General features: G+C 47.7%; 17 protein-coding genes. 12 read left to right on the top strand and 5 right to left on the bottom strand.

Going from position 1 to position 17,781, the window contains the following annotated elements; translation table 11 throughout:
• Positions 1-2: 2 nt before the first annotated feature.
• Genes HUU58_07440 through HUU58_07430 form a run of 3 tightly spaced genes read right to left on the bottom strand, consistent with a single transcriptional unit; the run spans position 3 to position 3,273 of the window.
• Positions 3-725, bottom strand: a complete 723-nt coding sequence (locus HUU58_07440; protein NUN45501.1) for a nitrate reductase cytochrome c-type subunit — start codon at positions 723-725, stop codon at positions 3-5.
• Positions 698-3,010: a molybdopterin-dependent oxidoreductase gene (locus tag HUU58_07435; GenBank protein NUN45500.1), complete on the bottom strand. Its 2,313-nt coding sequence runs from the start codon at positions 3,008-3,010 to the stop codon at positions 698-700. The genes HUU58_07440 and HUU58_07435 overlap by 28 nt, the downstream gene beginning before the upstream one ends.
• A complete protein-coding gene (locus HUU58_07430; protein ID NUN45499.1) occupies positions 3,007-3,273 on the bottom strand; it encodes a hypothetical protein in 267 nt (88 codons plus the stop codon). The genes HUU58_07435 and HUU58_07430 overlap by 4 nt, the downstream gene beginning before the upstream one ends.
• Before the next feature lie 478 nt (positions 3,274-3,751).
• Between HUU58_07430 and HUU58_07425 the strand changes: the two genes are divergently transcribed.
• The 7 genes from HUU58_07425 (at position 3,752) to HUU58_07395 (ending at position 10,906) form a co-directional block, all read left to right on the top strand.
• Positions 3,752-4,078 carry a helix-turn-helix transcriptional regulator gene (locus HUU58_07425; GenBank protein ID NUN45498.1) on the top strand — a complete coding sequence of 109 codons (327 nt, stop codon included), beginning with the start codon at positions 3,752-3,754 and terminating at the stop codon, positions 4,076-4,078.
• A 7-nt stretch (positions 4,079-4,085) separates the two neighbouring features.
• On the top strand, positions 4,086-6,695 hold the full coding sequence (locus HUU58_07420; GenBank protein NUN45497.1) for an ABC transporter permease: 2,610 nt from the start codon (positions 4,086-4,088) through the stop codon (positions 6,693-6,695).
• 69 nt (positions 6,696-6,764) lie between these two features.
• A complete protein-coding gene (locus tag HUU58_07415; GenBank protein NUN45496.1) occupies positions 6,765-7,736 on the top strand; it encodes a tetratricopeptide repeat protein in 972 nt (323 codons plus the stop codon).
• Between the two features lie 34 nt (positions 7,737-7,770).
• Positions 7,771-8,493 (top strand): DUF4386 domain-containing protein, encoded by a 723-nt coding sequence (locus HUU58_07410; protein NUN45495.1) that lies wholly within the window; start codon positions 7,771-7,773, stop codon positions 8,491-8,493.
• Between the two features lie 61 nt (positions 8,494-8,554).
• Positions 8,555-9,094 (top strand): DUF4386 domain-containing protein, encoded by a 540-nt coding sequence (locus tag HUU58_07405; protein ID NUN45494.1) that lies wholly within the window; start codon positions 8,555-8,557, stop codon positions 9,092-9,094.
• 36 nt (positions 9,095-9,130) lie between these two features.
• Positions 9,131-9,802 (top strand): DUF4386 domain-containing protein, encoded by a 672-nt coding sequence (locus HUU58_07400; GenBank protein NUN45493.1) that lies wholly within the window; start codon positions 9,131-9,133, stop codon positions 9,800-9,802.
• Between the two features lie 249 nt (positions 9,803-10,051).
• The gene (locus HUU58_07395) at positions 10,052-10,906 is read left to right on the top strand and encodes an EamA family transporter (GenBank protein NUN45492.1); all 855 of its coding nucleotides are present in this window, start codon (positions 10,052-10,054) and stop codon (positions 10,904-10,906) included.
• A gap of 197 nt (positions 10,907-11,103) precedes the next feature.
• On the opposite strand, the gene HUU58_07390 is transcribed toward HUU58_07395, so the two are convergent.
• Positions 11,104-11,346, bottom strand: coding sequence for a hypothetical protein (locus tag HUU58_07390; protein NUN45491.1), 243 nt, complete (start codon positions 11,344-11,346; stop codon positions 11,104-11,106).
• A gap of 67 nt (positions 11,347-11,413) precedes the next feature.
• Between HUU58_07390 and HUU58_07385 the strand changes: the two genes are divergently transcribed.
• The 5 genes from HUU58_07385 to HUU58_07365 all read left to right on the top strand — a co-directional run bounded on the left by HUU58_07385 (position 11,414) and on the right by HUU58_07365 (position 17,474).
• Entirely contained in the window at positions 11,414-12,058 is a 645-nt protein-coding gene (locus HUU58_07385) for an N-6 DNA methylase (GenBank protein ID NUN45490.1), read from the top strand.
• Positions 12,055-13,680 (top strand): Eco57I restriction-modification methylase domain-containing protein, encoded by a 1,626-nt coding sequence (locus tag HUU58_07380; protein NUN45489.1) that lies wholly within the window; start codon positions 12,055-12,057, stop codon positions 13,678-13,680. The genes HUU58_07385 and HUU58_07380 overlap by 4 nt, the downstream gene beginning before the upstream one ends.
• Positions 13,681-13,833: 153 nt before the next feature.
• Entirely contained in the window at positions 13,834-14,067 is a 234-nt protein-coding gene (locus HUU58_07375) for a hypothetical protein (GenBank protein NUN45488.1), read from the top strand.
• A gap of 13 nt (positions 14,068-14,080) precedes the next feature.
• Entirely contained in the window at positions 14,081-14,926 is an 846-nt protein-coding gene (locus tag HUU58_07370) for a Bro-N domain-containing protein (protein ID NUN45487.1), read from the top strand.
• Positions 14,919-17,474: a DEAD/DEAH box helicase family protein gene (locus HUU58_07365; protein NUN45486.1), complete on the top strand. Its 2,556-nt coding sequence runs from the start codon at positions 14,919-14,921 to the stop codon at positions 17,472-17,474. Before HUU58_07370 ends, HUU58_07365 begins: the two co-directional genes overlap by 8 nt.
• Here the strand turns inward: HUU58_07365 and HUU58_07360 are convergent.
• Entirely contained in the window at positions 17,471-17,776 is a 306-nt protein-coding gene (locus HUU58_07360; protein NUN45485.1) for a hypothetical protein, read from the bottom strand. The genes HUU58_07365 and HUU58_07360 overlap by 4 nt on opposite strands.
• Positions 17,777-17,781: the final 5 nt, after the last annotated feature.

The raw sequence follows: 17,781 nt of genomic DNA, 5'->3' as shown, positions 1-17,781 counted from the left end.
GATTACGGAGTTGGCGCCGGACGGATCCAGGCGGTATTATCTTCGATAGCTCCATGACATTGGCGGCAGTTGACGCGATCCGGATGCGGTGTACGTATTTCGCGAACGGAGGCCGGCCCACCGTGACACGCCAGACAATTTTCCCGCATCTGAAGGTCATGCGGTATTTGCGGCGGTGCACCGGTCAGAGCGGAACGATTGATAGCCGGCGGTTTCACCGGCGTAAATCCCGATGCGCGAAATACGTTGCGCGTCGTAACCGGTACGTGACACTGACGACAGCTCAAAAACTGCGGGTGCGGCGATACCGGAGCATAAGCGTTAAACTTGGGTACAAAGCCGCCGTTTTCATGACATTGCAAGCAGGTGTTACCACCGACACTGCGTTCATCTGTCACTTCGTGAGGTATTACCGGCGGCGCACCGTCAAACGCCCGGCGCTCATAAAACGCAGCAAGTGTGCGAGAACCCTGTTGATGGAGTGTCTCAAGATAATAAAGCGCCTGATCGCTTTGTTTAAAAACACCGGCTTCATCCGGAAGCACCGCTTCGCCCGGTGTTTTTACCGAAGGTGTGTAGGCTTCCGCTCCGGACTGGATGACGCTTTGTCCCACGATCACGATGACGCACAGCATCAGAAGCGCGCTCAGTGAGATAAAGATCACGCGGTTTTCAGGGAGCAAAAGCTTCTTGAGGTTCATGCTCTTTCCACCTTTACGGCGCATTTTTTGAAATCCGGCTGCCGCGAAATAGGACAAAAGGCATCCAGAGTTAATTCGTTGATAAGGTGGGACTCGTCAAAAAACGGAACGAATACCATGCCGTGCGGAGGGACACCACGTTCATTGATCGAAGCACTCATAACGATGCTGCCACGACGCGATGTCAGGCGCACTTTGTCGCCATGACGAATACCAAGTTCTTTGGCATCGTCGGGATTGAGTTCCACGTAGGAAGAAGGAACGGCCTGATGCAATACAGGGATGCGGCGTGTCATCGAACCGGAGTGCCAATGTTCCAAAACGCGCCCTGTATTGAGCCAGTACGGGTAATCATCGTCCGGCATTTCCGGCGGCGGTTCATACGGTCGAATCCATATCCAAGCTTTGCCTTCAGGTTTGCCGTAAAAATCCCACGCATCGCCTTTGGCTGCAGGATCGTAGGCGGCATGGTAACGCCACTTCGTTTCTTTGCCCTCGGGACATGGCCAAAGAACGCCGGGATTGGCTTTGAGCATTTCGTACGTAGCCATCTCGTGATCTTTACCGTGATGAAACTGCGTATATTCTTTCCATATTTCTTCAACATAGTTTTTCGAATCCCACGGAAACAACGCGCCGTAACCGAGCCGACGAGCTACTTCGATCATCGCCCATGCATCCGCAATGCATTCGCCCGGAGGTTGCAGCATTTGTTCGAAATGCTGCGTGCGTCGTTCGGAGTTACCAAACATGCCTTCGCGTTCAATCCACATGGCGCTGGGCAAAATCACATCGGCGATGTCGGTGGTCGGCGTCGGATAGACGTCGGAGACGACGATAAAACGATCTTCTTTTTTGGCACCGTCGCGATAACGTTTCAGTTTGGGCATGGTCACCATCGGATTGGTAACCTGTATCCACATAAAACGGATATCCCCGCGATCCAGAGCGCGAAACATTTCAACGGTGTGATATGTAGGTTTGGCAGGGATTTTTTCAACGGGAACTTTCCAGATTTCAGCCGCGTGTTGACGGTCTTTTTCATTGGTTACTTCGCCGTGCGGCAAACGATGTGTAAAACAACCGACTTCACGGGCCGTACCGCAGGCGCTGGGCTGGCCGGTGAGCGAGAAGGGACTGTTTCCCGGCGTAGATATTTTTCCTGTCAGCAAATGAATGTTATAAACGAGGTTTTGAATCCATGTGCCGCGTGTATGTTGATTCATTCCCATACACCAAAAACTGGTAACCTTTTTATTGGCATTGCCATAGAATGACGCCAGATAACGAATATCGGATGCCGAAACCCCGGAAACTTTTTCTACGATTTCGGGTTTATAGTCTTCAAGAAATTTTTTGTATTCCTCCAACGAAGCACCCTGCGGTTCATCTTGGAATGCAAACTTATCTTCTAAACCATATCCTATTTGCGTTTTACCCTTTTTGAACGTCGTGTGTTTTTGAATAAAATTCTGATTGATACGGCCTGTGCGTATCAGTTCGTAGGCGATGGCATTGGCGACAGCAAGATCGGTTTGCGGTTTGAATAAGATTGATTTATCGGCGGCCATACTGGTACGTGTGGTACGTGTGGCGAAATCAATAATTTTGGCGCCGCGGCGGAGGCGGTTATCAAGCATTCGGGAAAAAAGCACCGGATGCATTTCGGCCATATTGTTGCCCCAGAGGATGTACACATCGGCATGATCAATGTCTTCATAGCAACCCATCGGTTCATCCTGACCGAATGTCGTCATAAAACCGGTTACGGCGCTGGCCATACACAGACGTGCGTTGCACTCAAGATTATTGGTGCCGATACCGCCTTTCATAAATTTGGAGGCGACATAACCATCCGGTACGGTCCACTGACCGGAACCGTAAATGGCCACCGAATCTTTACCGTTTTTGTCAATGCATTCATTCATCTTTTGCGCGATGAGATCGAGCGCTTCTTTCATTGTAGTTTCGACAAGCTGTCCGTTTTTCCGGATGAGCGGTTTGGTAAGGCGGTCTTTGGCGTACAACGCCATCACAGAGTGATAACCTTTGATGCAGCATAAGCCGCGATTGACGGCGCTGGCCGGGTCGCCTTTGACAGCGACGGCTTTACCGTTTTGAATACCGATCAGAAGCCCGCAACCCGTTCCGCAAAAACGGCAAGGCGATTTTTTCCAGTCCAATTTTTCATCCGGCAAAAAACGTTCGATACCTTGTTCGCCGGAAAATACAATTCCCGGAAAAAACGATGCGGCTGCGGACATAGCAGCGACAGTAGCCATGTGCTTCAGCAGTTCCCGGCGGTTCATGCCAAGCCTCCTTGCATATTCGTATTCGTAGTGGTGCGGTCTTCGTATCCGGAAACCAAACTCAGAAACCGGATGCTTTCGATTTTAAGTAATTTTTCTTCTATTTCTTTTTCTTGCGCATCATCGGATGTATCGGTTACGATGACAAAAACATCGTAATTATCCGATGGAACTATTTCGCAGTTTGGCAATTCTTTCAGCGCTTGGGCAAGCGCTTCGCGTTGATCTTGCATCGGATATGCTAAATAACTTTTAACAGGCATGATACATCTATCTTATATGGTATGTATGCTTAACGATTTTAATTTCGATATGAATGGTAATGGAAGAGTAATAACAATCGAAAGTATGTAAATAAGTAAGAGGTAAAAATGATATAAATCATATAAAAGAGTCCTTAATCCTAATATAAAATAAAAAACATGTAAACACTATAAAAACAATAGATCGGTGTGTTTTTCGCTTATTTATTTTGGTTCTGAATAAAATTATTATTTATAAGTCGTATGACGATCTGTATCAGTATTTATATCTATGAATTCGCACAGGTTTTCACGTCGCCTCTATAAGAATAATTAAAGCAATCGGCTAAATTTTGAAAACAACTTAAAATCTGTGCATCTGTAAAACGAGAAAATAATTTTTGAAACATTTTAACTGCAATTACGAATAATATATTGCAATTCGATATTGTATATTTATATTGTCTGCAATTGCGAATAATATAAAGACATTAACATCATGAAAAAAACGAAACTCGGCGAATTTGAAGAATTGGTATTGCTTACCGTGATCGCATTGCGCAAGGATGCCTACGGTGTGGAAATAAAACGAGAACTGGAAGAACGCCTGAACGAAACATTGAGCGTCGGTTCGATCCAATCCGCTCTAAAGCGGATGGAGGAGAAAGGTTATCTCACTTCCGTATTTGGTGAGCCTACGCAGAAACGAGGCGGTAAACGTAAACGTATTTATACGGCGACTCCGGCAGCACACCGCGTGTTATCGGAACTCAAATCCATTCGGGCCGGGCTGTGGAATTCCATGCCCCGACTTGTTCATACGTGAGGTAAATATGCATACACCCGAATCCATTCAACCGCCGCGTTGGCCGATCACTGTACTGCGATTTCTTCTAAAAAAAGAATACCTCGAAGAAATAGAAGGCGATCTGGAAGAACTTTTTGCCGACGATATCGAACAAATGTCGGCGTTCAAAGCCCGGATGTATTTTATATGGAATGCGTTAACGCTTGTCAGGCCGTCCCTTCTCAGACACATCGGTTCATTTCATATCCAGCATCACCCGGCGATGTTTCGTAATTATTTCAAAATCTCATTCCGTAGTCTGATGCGTCAGCCGTTTCAGTCGTTTATCAATATTTTCGGGCTTTCGGCGGCGATCGGGATTTGTATTTTCACGTACGCTTTTTCGCGCTGGACTTATAGTATGGATCAGTTTCATACACATAAAAATGAAGTGTATCTCACCACGTTTTATGCCAATAGGGACGGATCCGATCAGCAGTTTGGCCGTTCGCCGGCTCCGCTCGGCGCCGTACTCCGAAAAGATTTTCCGCAGATAAAACAAACCTGTCGCGTCGAAGATCGAAATGTAATTATCAAATACGGTGATCTGGTGTTTAATGAACGTCTGCGTTTTGTCGATCCGGAATTTTTGGAAATGCTGACGTTTCCGCTTAAATGGGGACAGACTAATGCGCTACGGGATATGAATAGCATCATTCTGAGTGAAGAAATGGCCGTCAAATATTTCGGATCGGAAAACCCCGTCGGTAAAACCATGCTGATCAAGTTTGACGGGGAGCGCAGCGGACTTTTTACCGTCGGTGGTGTCGCCGAAGCCTTTCCGAAAGCACGTACGATCAGTTTTCATTTTCTGGTTCGCTTTGAAAACCTCCAATCGGCTGATCCTTCATACGATGTGACGGATTGGAAAACTATGGTACAGGCAACACTGGTACGCATCGAACATCCGGAAGATGTTTCCATAGTACAGCGAAACATGGCGGCATATCAAAACGCGCATAATGCTGCCGCTTCCCGCGACTGGGCTATCACATCATTTGTTTTTGAACCTTTGGCTACGCTTCATCAGCGTGCGCACCGAATCCGAGACGATATTTCCCGCAGTACGGAAGATAACTACACTACTATCTATTATCTCACGGCGATCACTTTATTGATGCTGGCATTAGCATGCTTTAACTATATCAACATTGCGATCGTATCCGCTGCCAAACGATTGAAAGAGATCGGTATTAGAAAATCTATCGGCGCCACGCGCAGTGTTATCTCCGTACAGTTTTTAGCTGAAAATTTGGTAATCACATTGTTCGCCATGATTGGCGGCTATATTCTCGCGACACATATTTTTATTCCGGGATTCGAATATCTCTGGCATTTCAGTATGGGCTTCGAATTTTTAGATCCCAAGCTTTGGATTTTTTTGGCGGTCGTTTTAGTAGTCACGAGTATCGCATCGGGCATTTATCCTGCGTTGTATATTTCACGGTTTCATGCTGCCGGTATTCTGAAAGGCTCTGTGCGGTTTGGTAAAAATAATCCTCTCACTAAAGTACTCCTGTCCATCCAGTTGGTACTGGCATGCATGTTTATGACCTGTGCCGTTGATTTCACGCGGAATACTGATTTTTTGTCGAACCGCAGTTGGGGATATGAAAATCGTGAAGTATTATACACTGCCGTTCCAGACCGATCCGCATTTGAACAATTACGGTCTAAGTTATTACAAGAACCTAATGTACTCTCGATTTCGGGCTCGACACACCACCTCGGCAAAAAACACGTGACTACGCTTATTCAGAGACCGGAACGAGCTTATGAGGTGGATCAATTATTTGTTGATGCGCATTATTTTCAGACCATGGGAATTCCCATCAGCAGAGGCCGATATTTTCCTGACGAAGCCCAAGCCGATCAGCGCAGTATCGTGATCAATGAGACCATGGTGAAGCACTTAAATTTAGAAAATCCCATCGGCCATAAATTACGTATTGATAGTACGGAGTATAGCGTGATCGGCGTAACACAGGACATCCACGTGTACGACTTTTCTTCGGCAATACGGCCGACATTATTTCGCGTTGCCTCACCGGACATTACGCGTTTTCTGTCCGTTAAAGTGCGGCCGGGTACACAGCCTGAGATGTATCGCATTTTAAAAAATCATTGGTCATCCCTGTTTCCTGAAATACCCTTTGATGGCGGTTATCAGGAAGATGTTTGGGGCCGGTATTATGAAACGATCGGAATTCATGGATTGGTTTGGCGCATATTTGCTTTTTTTGCAGTGGCTATGGCAGGACTCGGTCTGTATGGCCTTATCACCTATAATGTTACGGGGCGTATAAAAGAGTTCAGCATTCGCAAAGTACTTGGCGCCGAAGCTTTTTCGATATCGGCTCTTCTTTCGCGTCCTTATACGCTGCTTTACGGTGCAGCGCTATTAGTTGGCATGCCATTGAGTTATTTGTTTGCAACGCATTTGCTTGTCGCTTCATACCCGTATCACATGCCCGTCAGCTATACCGGTGTTTTCATTGCTGCGCTTGCACTGGTTCTTGTTCTGGCGTTGTCGCTTTTGATTCAGATACACCGTATTCTGAAATCGAATCCCGTAGAAGGATTGAGAACGGAATAAAACATTTTCATGCGGCTTTCGTAAGATATTCAACGAATAATTACGAATAATCATCGAAAGGAAATCGTCGTGAACTTCAAAGTTACCAGCTCTTGGTTGTATTTGTTTGGACTCCTGCTGCTCTCCGGAATCACTGTGGTTACTGCACAATCGGATATCGAACGGGGTCGCGAATTATTTAAAAATAAGCGGTATAGCGAAGCCAAACCCATATTCGAAGGAATTCTCAATGGGAATGAAAAAAACGCTGAGGCCAACTATTACTTGGGTATGATTTATTGGCGCTATGTCGGTGATCTTGACAAAGCGAGTGAACTTCTCGAGACGGCCACGGAAAACGACGAGTCCAACGCGCAATACCACTTTTTATATTCCGGCGTTCTGGGAGTCAGAGCCATGCGCAGTAACCCCATTAAGCAAGCCTATCTGGCGACAAAAATCCGCAATCAATTGGAAAAAACAATCGAACTTGAACCGACACACGTGGATGCGCGTTATAATCTAATTCAATTTTACATCATGGCGCCCGGATTTATGGGTGGTAGTATCGAAAAAGCTAAGGCGCAAGCGGGAGCGCTGGTCAAGTATAATGCTGCGCGGGGGTACATAGCGTATGCGCAGATCGCAACCAATGAAAAAGACGATGCGTCTGCCGAAAATTATTTTTTCAAAGCTATAGCGGCCGATCCGTCGCTTCCCGGCGCTTATCATCAGTTGGGTTATCTTTACGTGAAACTAAAACGTCCTGCTGATGCGGTGAAACAATTCCAAAAATTGACCGAAGTGGATCCGACGAATGCCAATTCATTTGATAGTCTTGGTGACGGCTTTATCGCGAATAACCAATTAGACGAAGCCATCGAAAGTTTTAAAAAAGCCGTCGCACTGGATCCAACGTTTTCAGCGTCGGTATTCAATCTTGCGCAGTGCTACGAAAAGAAAAACATGATAGAAGAAGCGAAAGCGCAGTATCGGCGCTACATAGCTCTGGTTCCCTCCGGTTCCAAATCGGATGAAGCCCGAGAGAAAATAAAAAACTGAGTAACAAACAATCGCGTAAATCGGGAGGAGAATAATGCTCTCCGTAAATAACGATGGAATGCAAAACAAAGCTGCAAAAGTGGCTGGTTTCACCTTCCTTTTTGCAATGGTGATCGTCGTACTTGCAAATTATGGTATCAGTTTTCGTCTTAGCATTCCTGGCAATGCGGTAGAAACCGCACGAAATATTACGGCGCATGAAACATTATTCAGACTAAATGTTGCCTGCAATTTGCTCTATGGCGCAACGATCGGCATACTTCTCACGGCGATTTATGTGATTCTCAAACCCGTCAATTTTATTCTGGCTTTAATTGCGGCTTTTTTCAGATCGGTAGTGATGGTGATGTGGTGTATTACTGCCCTCAATATGCTTGCTGCGTTACAACTCTTGAGCGGAAAACCGTATTTGAATGTTTTCGAAGTAGAGCAAATCCAAGCTTTGGCGCGCCATCACCTTGATGCCGGTTACAACGCTTACTATATCGGATTACCGTTCTGGACCATAGCGTCAACGATTTGCAGCTACCTTTGGTTTAAGTCAAAATATATTCCGAAAGGTTTGGCTGTTTTCGGCATCGTATCGTCTTTATGGTGCGTATTCTGCGCTTTTGTGTTTCTCGTTTATCCGGATTTTCAGAATACGGTTCACCCCATGTGGTTCGACTCTCCGATGGTGATTTTTGAAATAACGTTAGGCTTTTGGTTGTTGTTCAAGAGATTAAGAATACCGGAGGCTGCTCAGACGATTTTATAAACCGGATACCAACATTGATGATCGGTAATAAACGGTAGTTAAAAAAATGGAAAGTAAGCCTATGCCAACAATGAGATATTTATCATCACCGCAACATCAAGCACGATGGGCCGGATTTTTTTGGCTGCTGGTATTTCTGATGGGTTCGGTATCATTGGCTTTTAGAAATACGACGACCGGCTTCGTATTGGATAAAACGGCATCCGTATGTTACATCGTAGTTTCGATTTTATTTTTTTATCTTCTCCGTCCGATAAACAAAACAATGTCGTTGACAGCGGCGCTATTCGGGGTTTCCGGATGCATCGTGAGTCTGTTTGGATTAGCAGCGACGATCTACATACAATCCTTAGTTTTTTTTGGTGGTCATTGTTTCATACTCGGTTATTTGATATTCCGTTCGATGTATCTTCCCAAGATCGTAGGTGCACTTATGATGTTTGCCGGCGTCGGTTGGTTGACATTTATTCATCCCGAGTTTGCCAGATCACTAAATCCATTTAATATGATTCCCGGAATGCTCGGTGAAGGTGTACTGATCCTGTGGCTATTGATCAAAGGATTGGATATGAATGCATGGGAATCGTTGACGAACAAATAAACTGATCAGGTATGAATAATCCTTGGAGATAAACTTATGACACGTCAAACCAACGCCCGTGTTGCCGGAGCTGCATTTCTTTTGTATATCATCATTGGGATTGCCATGATGATGATCGCCGGTGTGACGACTGCAGACGAAATCACTCAACGTATGATTCTGATGGCCGAGCATGCCGCACGTATCAGGATCAATTTTTTGCTAACGTTTGTAGTTATTATTGTCGCTGTAACCTTGGCCATCACGCAATACGCCATTACACGCGATGAAGATCAGGATATTGCGCGTTTGGGGTTGGCATTTCGTTTAGCAGAAAGTTTTTTGGGTGTATTGGGTATGACAGCAACGTTGAGCCTTTTGTGGTTAAGTTCATCGGATCAGGTCGTGACAAGCAATGCCGCCGTACAAACATTTGCATCGCTTTTGCAGAAAATTCGTCAATGGAATGTCACGATCGCAGCGACATTATTTGCCATCGGAAGTTTATTTTTCTGCGGACTGATGTTGCGCGGAAAAATGATACCGACGATGTTAGCATGGTTGGGAGTCATTGCATCGGTACTGCTAATTTTTAGCATGCCACTTAGTTTAGCAGGATTCATTTCAAGTTCTACGGCACAATATACGTGGATTCCGATGGCGCTTTTCGAGATTCCGCTGGGTGTGTGGCTTTTGATCAAAGGTGTGTACGAGAAGCCGGTTTCGTAGCGCTGATGAATTTTGTTAAGAATTGAAAAAGTAAAACCTGTCGGCTGTGGTATAGATGTATCTTTTCAATCGGGACGTCATTCCCGTAATCTATACATGTAATATTCCCTTTGACAAACGTTGCGTGAGTACGTACACTTGCAGGGCTTCTCGCTCTTACGGATGGGATCACGATGTGATCGTGCATGATTCCGGTATGACGGCTTTAGAAACACGTCAGATATCAAACGCTCTAAAACATAAACAACGATGAAACTTCTCCAACGTTTTCCTCCGATTCTTTTGGTTATTTGTGCAATGACCAGCGTACAGTGGGGCGCCGCGCTTGCAAAATCCCTTTTTGCGGAATTTGGTGCGATCACGGTAGTTTTTTGGCGCGTCACCTTAGCTGCCATCATGCTGCTCATTATGGTCCGTCCGGTTTTTCGAGCGATCCGTCGTCACGAGTGGCAGGTTAGTATTGTTTTTGGCATCGTGCTGGTCGCAATGAGCGTCACCTATTATTTATCGCTGGAGCGTTTGCCGCTCGGCTTGTGCGTCACTATCGAATTTATCGGTCCTTTAGCAGTGGCGCTTTGGCACAGTCGCCGGGCGCTGGACTTCGTATGGGTGGCGCTGGCCGCGTTTGGTATAGCCTTACTCAATCCGTTTAGCGGGCATGTGGACCCGGTCGGTTTTGTATTGGCCCTGGTGGCGGGTGCATGCTGGGGTTTGTACATCATACTCGGTGAGAAGTTGGGCAGTGCGACTTCGGGCTCTGTCGGTCTCACGATCGCGATGTGCGTAGGCAGTTTGGTGCTGATACCCGTCAAAATCGCCGACGCACCCCAGTGGCTCAATATCATTCCCGTACTGCCTTTTGCTTTAGTGGTTGCGTTTTTGTCCTCGGTGATTCCGTTCAGTTTTGAGATCGAAGCACTACGCCGTATGCCTCCCAAAGTTTTTGGCATACTGATGAGTATGGAACCTGCGTACGCTGCGGTGATCGGTTTTTTGCTGCTCGACGAATACCTCACGCTGTCCCAATGTATTGCGATCGGTGCGGTAGTAGCGGCAAGTGTCGGCGCGGCACGTACCGGATCAAGCGTACCGACGGACGTGTAAGGGGAAAACGAAACTATCGCATTCAGCGCGATCCGATGATTTGAACGTTATGAAAAAAAAGAATGCAACGAGAATGCGCGTCAAAATGATGAGGATTGGCGAAACTATAAATCTTGGGAGATGAATCTCACAACAAGGGTTAAATGAGGATAGAAAAAGAGCAAAAACAGTTATGATTCCAATCTTTATCGTACTGTTTAAATCGTTTTATGAAACAACCGACTAAGCACTGAAATCATTTTATGTTGATCCATCTCTGTATTGCGCAATTCGGATACTGTTTTTTGGGTATTCTTTGATACGCGATTAAGCATTTCGGTTACATCGGCATTCATATTTACAAAATCCATCTCGATCTTGTTCTTATTAAGGCACGGTTTTTCTTTTAGCGACTGGTCTGCAGCGGCCATGGAGGCAAACGTAATATTAGAAAAATCCAAAAAAAAAGCCCGTTGTATTCCGTGATTAATGTCGTTAGTTTAACTAATGATTTTTTGATAAAATTTAATGAACCTCACCAAATCTAAACAACGTATCGCTGACCACGGAGAGGTCTTTACTCCCGCGTGGATGGTCGAAGCGATGCTCGATCTCGTCAAAGACGAATCCGAGCGTATTGATTCCCGCTTTTTGGAGCCGGCGTGCGGGAGCGGAAACTTCCTTGTTCAGATTCTGCGACGCAAACTTGCTGCTGTAGAGCTGAAATTCGGGAAGTCCGATTTTGAAAAACGACACTACGCGTTGCTTGCTCTGATGTGCATTTATGGGATTGAACTTCTGCCGGACAACATCAGTGAGTGCCGCGCGAACCTGCTGGATATCTTTGCCGAGTACTTGAATCTCGATCCATCGGACGATCTGTATCGTGCCGCATCATACGTGCTTTCGCAAAACCTTGTCCACGGCGACGCTATGAAAATGCGTGCGCATGACGGTTCCCCGATCCTCTTTGCAGAATGGGGCTATCTGGGCAAGGGAAAATTCCAACGTCGGGACTTTCGCTACGATAGCCTCACGCAGTCATCGGCCTTCAGCGCGGAGGGTACTCTTTTCGCTCATCTTGACAAACATGAAATTTTTACGCCGACCAAAACTTATCATCCGATGACTGTAGTTGAGCTCGCAGCGACGGCTCAGGAGATTGCCGTATGAGTGACAAAGCGGGTTTTACCTTACGCGGGCGCAATCCGGACGTACTGACATGCATCGCAAACCTTTCCAACGACGAAGTATTCACACCGCCTGAACTCGCCAACCGGATGCTCGACACGCTGGCCGAGGCGTGGGCGGCAAATAACAAGGGAGCGAATCTCTGGGAAGACAAGACAGTGAAGTTCCTTGATCCCTGTACGAAGTCCGGCGTATTTCTGCGCGAGATCACCAGCCGGCTCACGAAAGGACTGGAGGCGCAAATTCCCGATCTGCAGAAACGCGTGGATCACATCCTGACGCGGCAGGTTTTCGGCATCGGCATCACGCGGATCACCAGTCTGCTCGCGCGGCGCAGCGTCTATTGCTCCAAGCAGGCCAACGGTAAACACTCCATCGTCAAATCCTTCACTAGCAAGGATGGCAACATCTGGTTCAGGCGAATAGAACACACATGGGATGAAACCAAGTGCAAATTTTGCGGTGCACCTAAATCCATCTTCGACCGGGCGGAAGGACTTGAAACTCACGCTTATGCGTTCATTCACACCGATAACATCAAAACTCGGCTTGCCGAGATTTTTGGAGGCAATATGCAATTTGACGTAATCATCGGAAATCCGCCGTATCAACTTAACACAGATGGATTCGGCACGCAGGCGCGCCCAATCTATCAGGATTTCGTTCTTCAAGCCAAAAAGCTCGAACCACGCTACATGTCATTTGTGATTCCCTCGCGGTGGTTCTCGGGAGGCATGGGCCTTGATGAGTTTCGGGAATCGATGCTCACCGATGATCGCCTGCGCTCAATTGACGACTATCTCAGCGCATCTGAAGTGTTTCAAGGAGGCATGGGGGGCAAGGGCGGCATCTGCTACTTTCTCTGGGATCGCGATAATCCAGGAACATGCAAAGTCTCCACCCATTTCAAAGACTGGCCTGTCTCGACAGTAACTCGTCCGCTTCTTGAAAAAGGCGCTGACGTTTTCATCCGATTTAATGAAGGACTGTCAATCCTCAAAAAGGTTGCTGCAGTGGAAACAGGTAACACCAAGTCCTTGGAGCTTCCTGAATCGAAGATGTTCATGCAATTGGTCAGTTCAATCGGTGCATTTGGGCTTGAAAGCACCTTTCGGGGCAAAGATCAAAAGTCAAAAAACGACCTCAAGGTTTACAGGAATGGAGGTGTCGGATATATCGCAAGATCTGAAATCGCCAAGGAGCGTGACGTTTTCGACAAGTGGAAGGTTTTTATTGGTCGTGCTGCACCCGGCACGGGCAACAAAGACACCTATCCTCACAAGATCGTCAGCACACCTTTCCTTGGCGAGCCTGGAAGCATATCTTCATGGACGTATATGTTTATAGGGCCGTTCGATTCGAAATCTGAAGCCGAGAGTGTCTTGTCCTACCTTACCTGTCGGCTGACACGCTTCCTAATTCTCTTGCACAAGCCATCGCAAGATACAACACGCAGAGTTTATACATTTGTTCCGAAACAAAAGTGGACCAAGAAGTGGACGGACGAGGAACTCTACAAAAAATATGGCATCTCGGCTAATGAGATTGCATTCATCGAGAAGGTTGTCCGTCCTATGAGCCTCGACGATTCCGACGATGAGTAAGGCCATCAAAGAAATTCTCGCGCCGAAGCCGGAGCTGTGGCCGCGTATCGATGGAGACAGACGGGGAAGGATCGGATGATGAGTCAACAAATAGATCAACCGTAACAATTTGTAACCGGTTGAAAGTGCCGGTAAAATAAGAAGGTTGTCATTATGGAAAATGAACGCTCTTTGGTGGCATTTGAGAGACATGATATACGCCGGGTTTACGATGAGAAGTCGGAAGTCTGGTATTTTTCCGTGGTGGACATTGTTGCAGCGTTGATTCAGCAGCCGGACTATCAAGCCGCAAGGAACTATTGGAAAGTGCTGAAGAACCGGTTGAAGAAGGAGGGAAGCGAGTCGGTTACAAAATGTAACCGACTGAAACGGCCTGTTGCATCATAAAGGAGATGTAATTGTGAAAAGCAGACAAGCTTTGGTGGCGTTTGAGAAACATGCGATTCGTCGGTATTTCGACGAGAAATCTGAAACCTGGTACTTTTCCGTGGTGGATGTGGTGGCGGCGCTGACGGAGAGCGCGAATCCGGCGGTTTACTGGCGAGTGCTGAAAAAGCGTCTGAAGGACGAAGGTGCGGGTGAAACCGTTACAAAATGTAACGGGTTGAAAATGCCGTCAGTCGACGGAAAAATGCGCCTGACCGACATGGCCGACACGGAAACCTTGCTTCGCCTGATTCAGTCCATCCCTTCACCCAAAGCCGAGCCTTTCAAGCAGTGGCTGGCCAAGGTGGGCTACGAGCGGATTCAGGACATGAGCGACCCGGCCCGTTCCCTTGACCGCGCCCGCGAGTACTGGCAGAAGCATGGCCGCAGTGCGAAGTGGATCCAACAACGGATGATGGGTCAGGAGACGCGCAACAAGCTCACCGACTACTGGAAGGATCACGACATCCAAGGCGAGGAGGAATTCGCAATCCTCACCAACATCATTCATCAGGAATGGAGCGGCGTTTCAGTCAAAGCGCACAAGCATCTCAAGGGACTCAAACAGCAGAACCTGCGCGACCATATGAGCGAAGCGGAGTTGATCTTTACCGCCTTGGCGGAACTGTCCACCCGCCAGATCGCCGAGAGCGAGCAGGCGACCGGTATGGGCGAAAACGCGGACGCCGGGCGGAAGGGCGGCGGCATCGCCAAGAAGGCACGTCGCGAACTCGAACAAAAGACGGGCAAGAGCGTGGTAACCGGGGAGAACTTCCTGCCGCCGGGCAAAACGACGAAAAGATTGAAGAAGCATGAGTAAGACCATCGAAGAAATACTCGCGCCGAAGCCGGAGTTACGGCCGCGCATCTACGCTTACACGATCGACGACAAGGCGCATGCGGGACGGCTCAAGGTAGGCCAGACCACGCGCGACGTAAAGCAGCGCGTCGCCGAACAGCTCAAGACCGCCAACATCAAGAACTACAAAATCGTTCTTGATGAGGTCGCCGAGCGCGAAGACGGCACGACATTCACCGATCATGAGGTACGCGCCGCTCTCGTCCGGAAAGGCTTCGCGAATCCCGAACTGGAATGGATGCGTTGCACGCTCAAGGATCTGAAAACCGTCCTAGCTGAATTACGGACCGGCCAGAAGTTCAGCGGTACGCACGCTGAAACGTTCGCGTTGCGCAGGGAGCAATCCGAGGCGGTAAAAAAGACTTTTGACTACTACAACTCTATCTGGGCCGAGAACAAGAAAGCAGCTCCGCGTTTCTTGTGGAACGCCAAGATGCGTTTCGGCAAAACCTTTACAGCCTATCAGCTTGCGAAGAAACTCAAGGCCAGTCGGGTACTGGTGATGACCTTTAAACCCGCCGTGGCCGACGCATGGCAAACGGACCTCGAATCCCATGTTGATTTTGACGGTTGGCAATTTCTAATGCGTGGTTCCGATGACGACCCGACAAAAATTCCTGCAGCCACGCCACTCGTTTATTTTGGTTCACTGCAAGACTTGCTGGGACGCGATAAAGCCACGGGAAATATTAAACCAAAGAACAAGTGGATTCATAAGGTCAAATGGGACTTGGTCGTTTTCGATGAATACCATTTCGGTGCATGGCGTGATTCATCCAAAGAACTTGTCGAAGACGAAGAAGAAAGAATCGCCAGAGAGGAAATCGAAGCCGCAAAAGAACAAAAAAATGTAGCCGATAAGGTGAAAGAAAAGATCGCCGATCTGCAACAACGCCTGGAGAACGAAAGCGAGTTTCTTCCTATTACGACGAAGGCTTACCTCTATCTCTCCGGCACTCCATTCAAATCACTGGCCACGGGAGAATTCATCGAAGAGCAGATATTCAACTGGACCTACACGGACGAGCAGCGCGCGAAAGAAGAATTCGAGAAAAAGAATCCCGGCCGGTGGAATCCTTATGGCGCATTGCCACAGATGCGCCTGCTAACCTATCAGATGCCCGACGAACTCGTCGCGATTGCTAGTGCCGGGGAATTCAATGAGTTTGACTTGAATGAGTTTTTCGAAGCATCGGGCACGGGTACGAAGGCACAGTTCAAACATAAAAGCGATGTGCAGAAGTGGCTGGACATCATCCGCGGCGGGTACATACCCAAGTCCGTGGAGCATCTCAAGACGGGTACTCGTCCTCCGTTCCCCTATTCGGATGTGCGACTGCTGCCGTATCTTCAACACTCGTTCTGGTTCCTCCCTGATGTTGCGGCATGTCACGCCATGGCAAATCTGCTGGCTGAAAAACACAATGTGTTTTGGCGAGATTACGATGTGATAGTAGCTGCCGGCGCAGCGGCCGGAATCGGGCTTGATGCGTTGCCGCCCGTGCGACAGGCTATTGGGAGCGGTTTTGAAACCAAAACCATCACATTGTCTTGCGGCAAGCTTACCACGGGTGTCACGGTGCCCCAATGGTCGTCTATTCTTATGCTCCGAAACCTGAAGTCGCCGGAAACCTATTTTCAGTCGGCGTTTCGCGTGCAATCGCCGTGGTCCATCAAGAATCCCAACGGTGACGACCCGAACGCGGAGGAAATTTTGAAGCCGGTTTGTTTCGTTTTCGATTTCGCTCCCACGCGTGCGCTGCGCCAACTTTCCGAATACGGCATCGGGCTTTCGCCCGGTGAACCGAATCCGGAGAACGCCGTCAAGGAGCTTGTGTCGTTCCTTCCCGTTTTGGCCTACGACGGCGCGAATATGACACAGATCGACGCGGGCGGCATCCTCGACATTGCGATGGCCGGCACTTCGGCCACGTTACTCGCACGCAAATGGGAAAGCGCATTGCTGGTCAACGTGGATAATGACACTCTCCGCCGCATACTGGACAACGCAGAGGCAATGGCTGCCGTTGAACGAATTGAGGGCTGGCGCGCATTGGGCGATAATATCATCGAAACCATCATTAATAAGAGCGAGAAGATCAAAGCGCTCAAGAACAAGGCGAAGAAGAAGGACTTGTCGGCAAAGGAGATGAAGCAACTCACCGAAGAAGAGAAGGAGTTTAAGTCGAAGCGCAAGCTGGTGCAGGAAAAATTGATAAAGTTCGCCACGCGCATACCGGCGTTCATGTATCTGACTGATTTTCGAGAGAATACGCTGCAAGATGTCATCACGAAACTGGAACCTGACTTGTTTCTGACGGTCACCGGTTTGACGGTGAATGACTTTCATCTGCTTGTGCGTCTAAAAGTTTTCAATACCGAGCAAATGAATCAAGCCGTGTTTGCTTTCCGTCGCTATGAAGATGCTTCGCTCCGTTATACAGGCATCGAAAGTCATGAAGGTTTATCGCATTTCGGACTCTATGATACGGTGGTTGAAAGGAATTAGAACGCCATTGCATTGCTCAGTCCCGCCTTCATGGTGAAGAGTCCATCGCGTGCTTGTTTCTCATCTTGCCCAAATTCCAATCCTTTTTCGTGGGCTTCAAAGACTAAGCGATCTATGTTGATACCTACCAATATTCGAATTTTGGATACTTTCCCGATGAATTTGCGAATTCTGAAATAGCCCGATGCACGAAAAAAGCCTACCAGTGCATCAAAATAGTAGATATTCCGATGGCGAAAGACACCTTCGAGCTTGGTGAGAAGCGTGTTCTCTTCTTCGTTAGTAAAAAATTTAGTGCTCATCGCGT

The sequence above is a fragment of the bacterium genome (assembly GCA_013360215.1).
Classification (GTDB): domain Bacteria; phylum CLD3; class CLD3; order SB21; family SB21; genus JABWCP01.
The sequence above is the reverse complement of the archived record's forward strand: the minus strand, read 5'-3'. Positions and strand labels throughout refer to the sequence as shown.

Bases quoted from the DNA above. Each gene is read 5' to 3' on its own strand.
- HUU58_07440 (NUN45501.1), bottom strand. From the start codon at position 725: ATGCGCCGTAAAGGTGGAAAGAGCATGAACCTCAAGAAGCTTTTGCTC.
- HUU58_07435 (NUN45500.1), bottom strand. From the start codon at position 3,010: ATGAACCGCCGGGAACTGCTGAAGCACATGGCTACTGTCGCTGCTATG.
- HUU58_07430 (NUN45499.1), bottom strand. From the start codon at position 3,273: ATGCCTGTTAAAAGTTATTTAGCATATCCGATGCAAGATCAACGCGAA.
- HUU58_07425 (NUN45498.1), top strand. From the start codon at position 3,752: ATGAAAAAAACGAAACTCGGCGAATTTGAAGAATTGGTATTGCTTACC.
- HUU58_07420 (NUN45497.1), top strand. From the start codon at position 4,086: ATGCATACACCCGAATCCATTCAACCGCCGCGTTGGCCGATCACTGTA.
- HUU58_07410 (NUN45495.1), top strand. From the start codon at position 7,771: ATGCTCTCCGTAAATAACGATGGAATGCAAAACAAAGCTGCAAAAGTG.
- HUU58_07405 (NUN45494.1), top strand. From the start codon at position 8,555: ATGCCAACAATGAGATATTTATCATCACCGCAACATCAAGCACGATGG.
- HUU58_07400 (NUN45493.1), top strand. From the start codon at position 9,131: ATGACACGTCAAACCAACGCCCGTGTTGCCGGAGCTGCATTTCTTTTG.
- HUU58_07395 (NUN45492.1), top strand. From the start codon at position 10,052: ATGAAACTTCTCCAACGTTTTCCTCCGATTCTTTTGGTTATTTGTGCA.
- HUU58_07385 (NUN45490.1), top strand. From the start codon at position 11,414: ATGAACCTCACCAAATCTAAACAACGTATCGCTGACCACGGAGAGGTC.
- HUU58_07380 (NUN45489.1), top strand. From the start codon at position 12,055: ATGAGTGACAAAGCGGGTTTTACCTTACGCGGGCGCAATCCGGACGTA.
- HUU58_07375 (NUN45488.1), top strand. From the start codon at position 13,834: ATGGAAAATGAACGCTCTTTGGTGGCATTTGAGAGACATGATATACGC.
- HUU58_07365 (NUN45486.1), top strand. From the start codon at position 14,919: ATGAGTAAGACCATCGAAGAAATACTCGCGCCGAAGCCGGAGTTACGG.
- HUU58_07360 (NUN45485.1), bottom strand. From the start codon at position 17,776: ATGAGCACTAAATTTTTTACTAACGAAGAAGAGAACACGCTTCTCACC.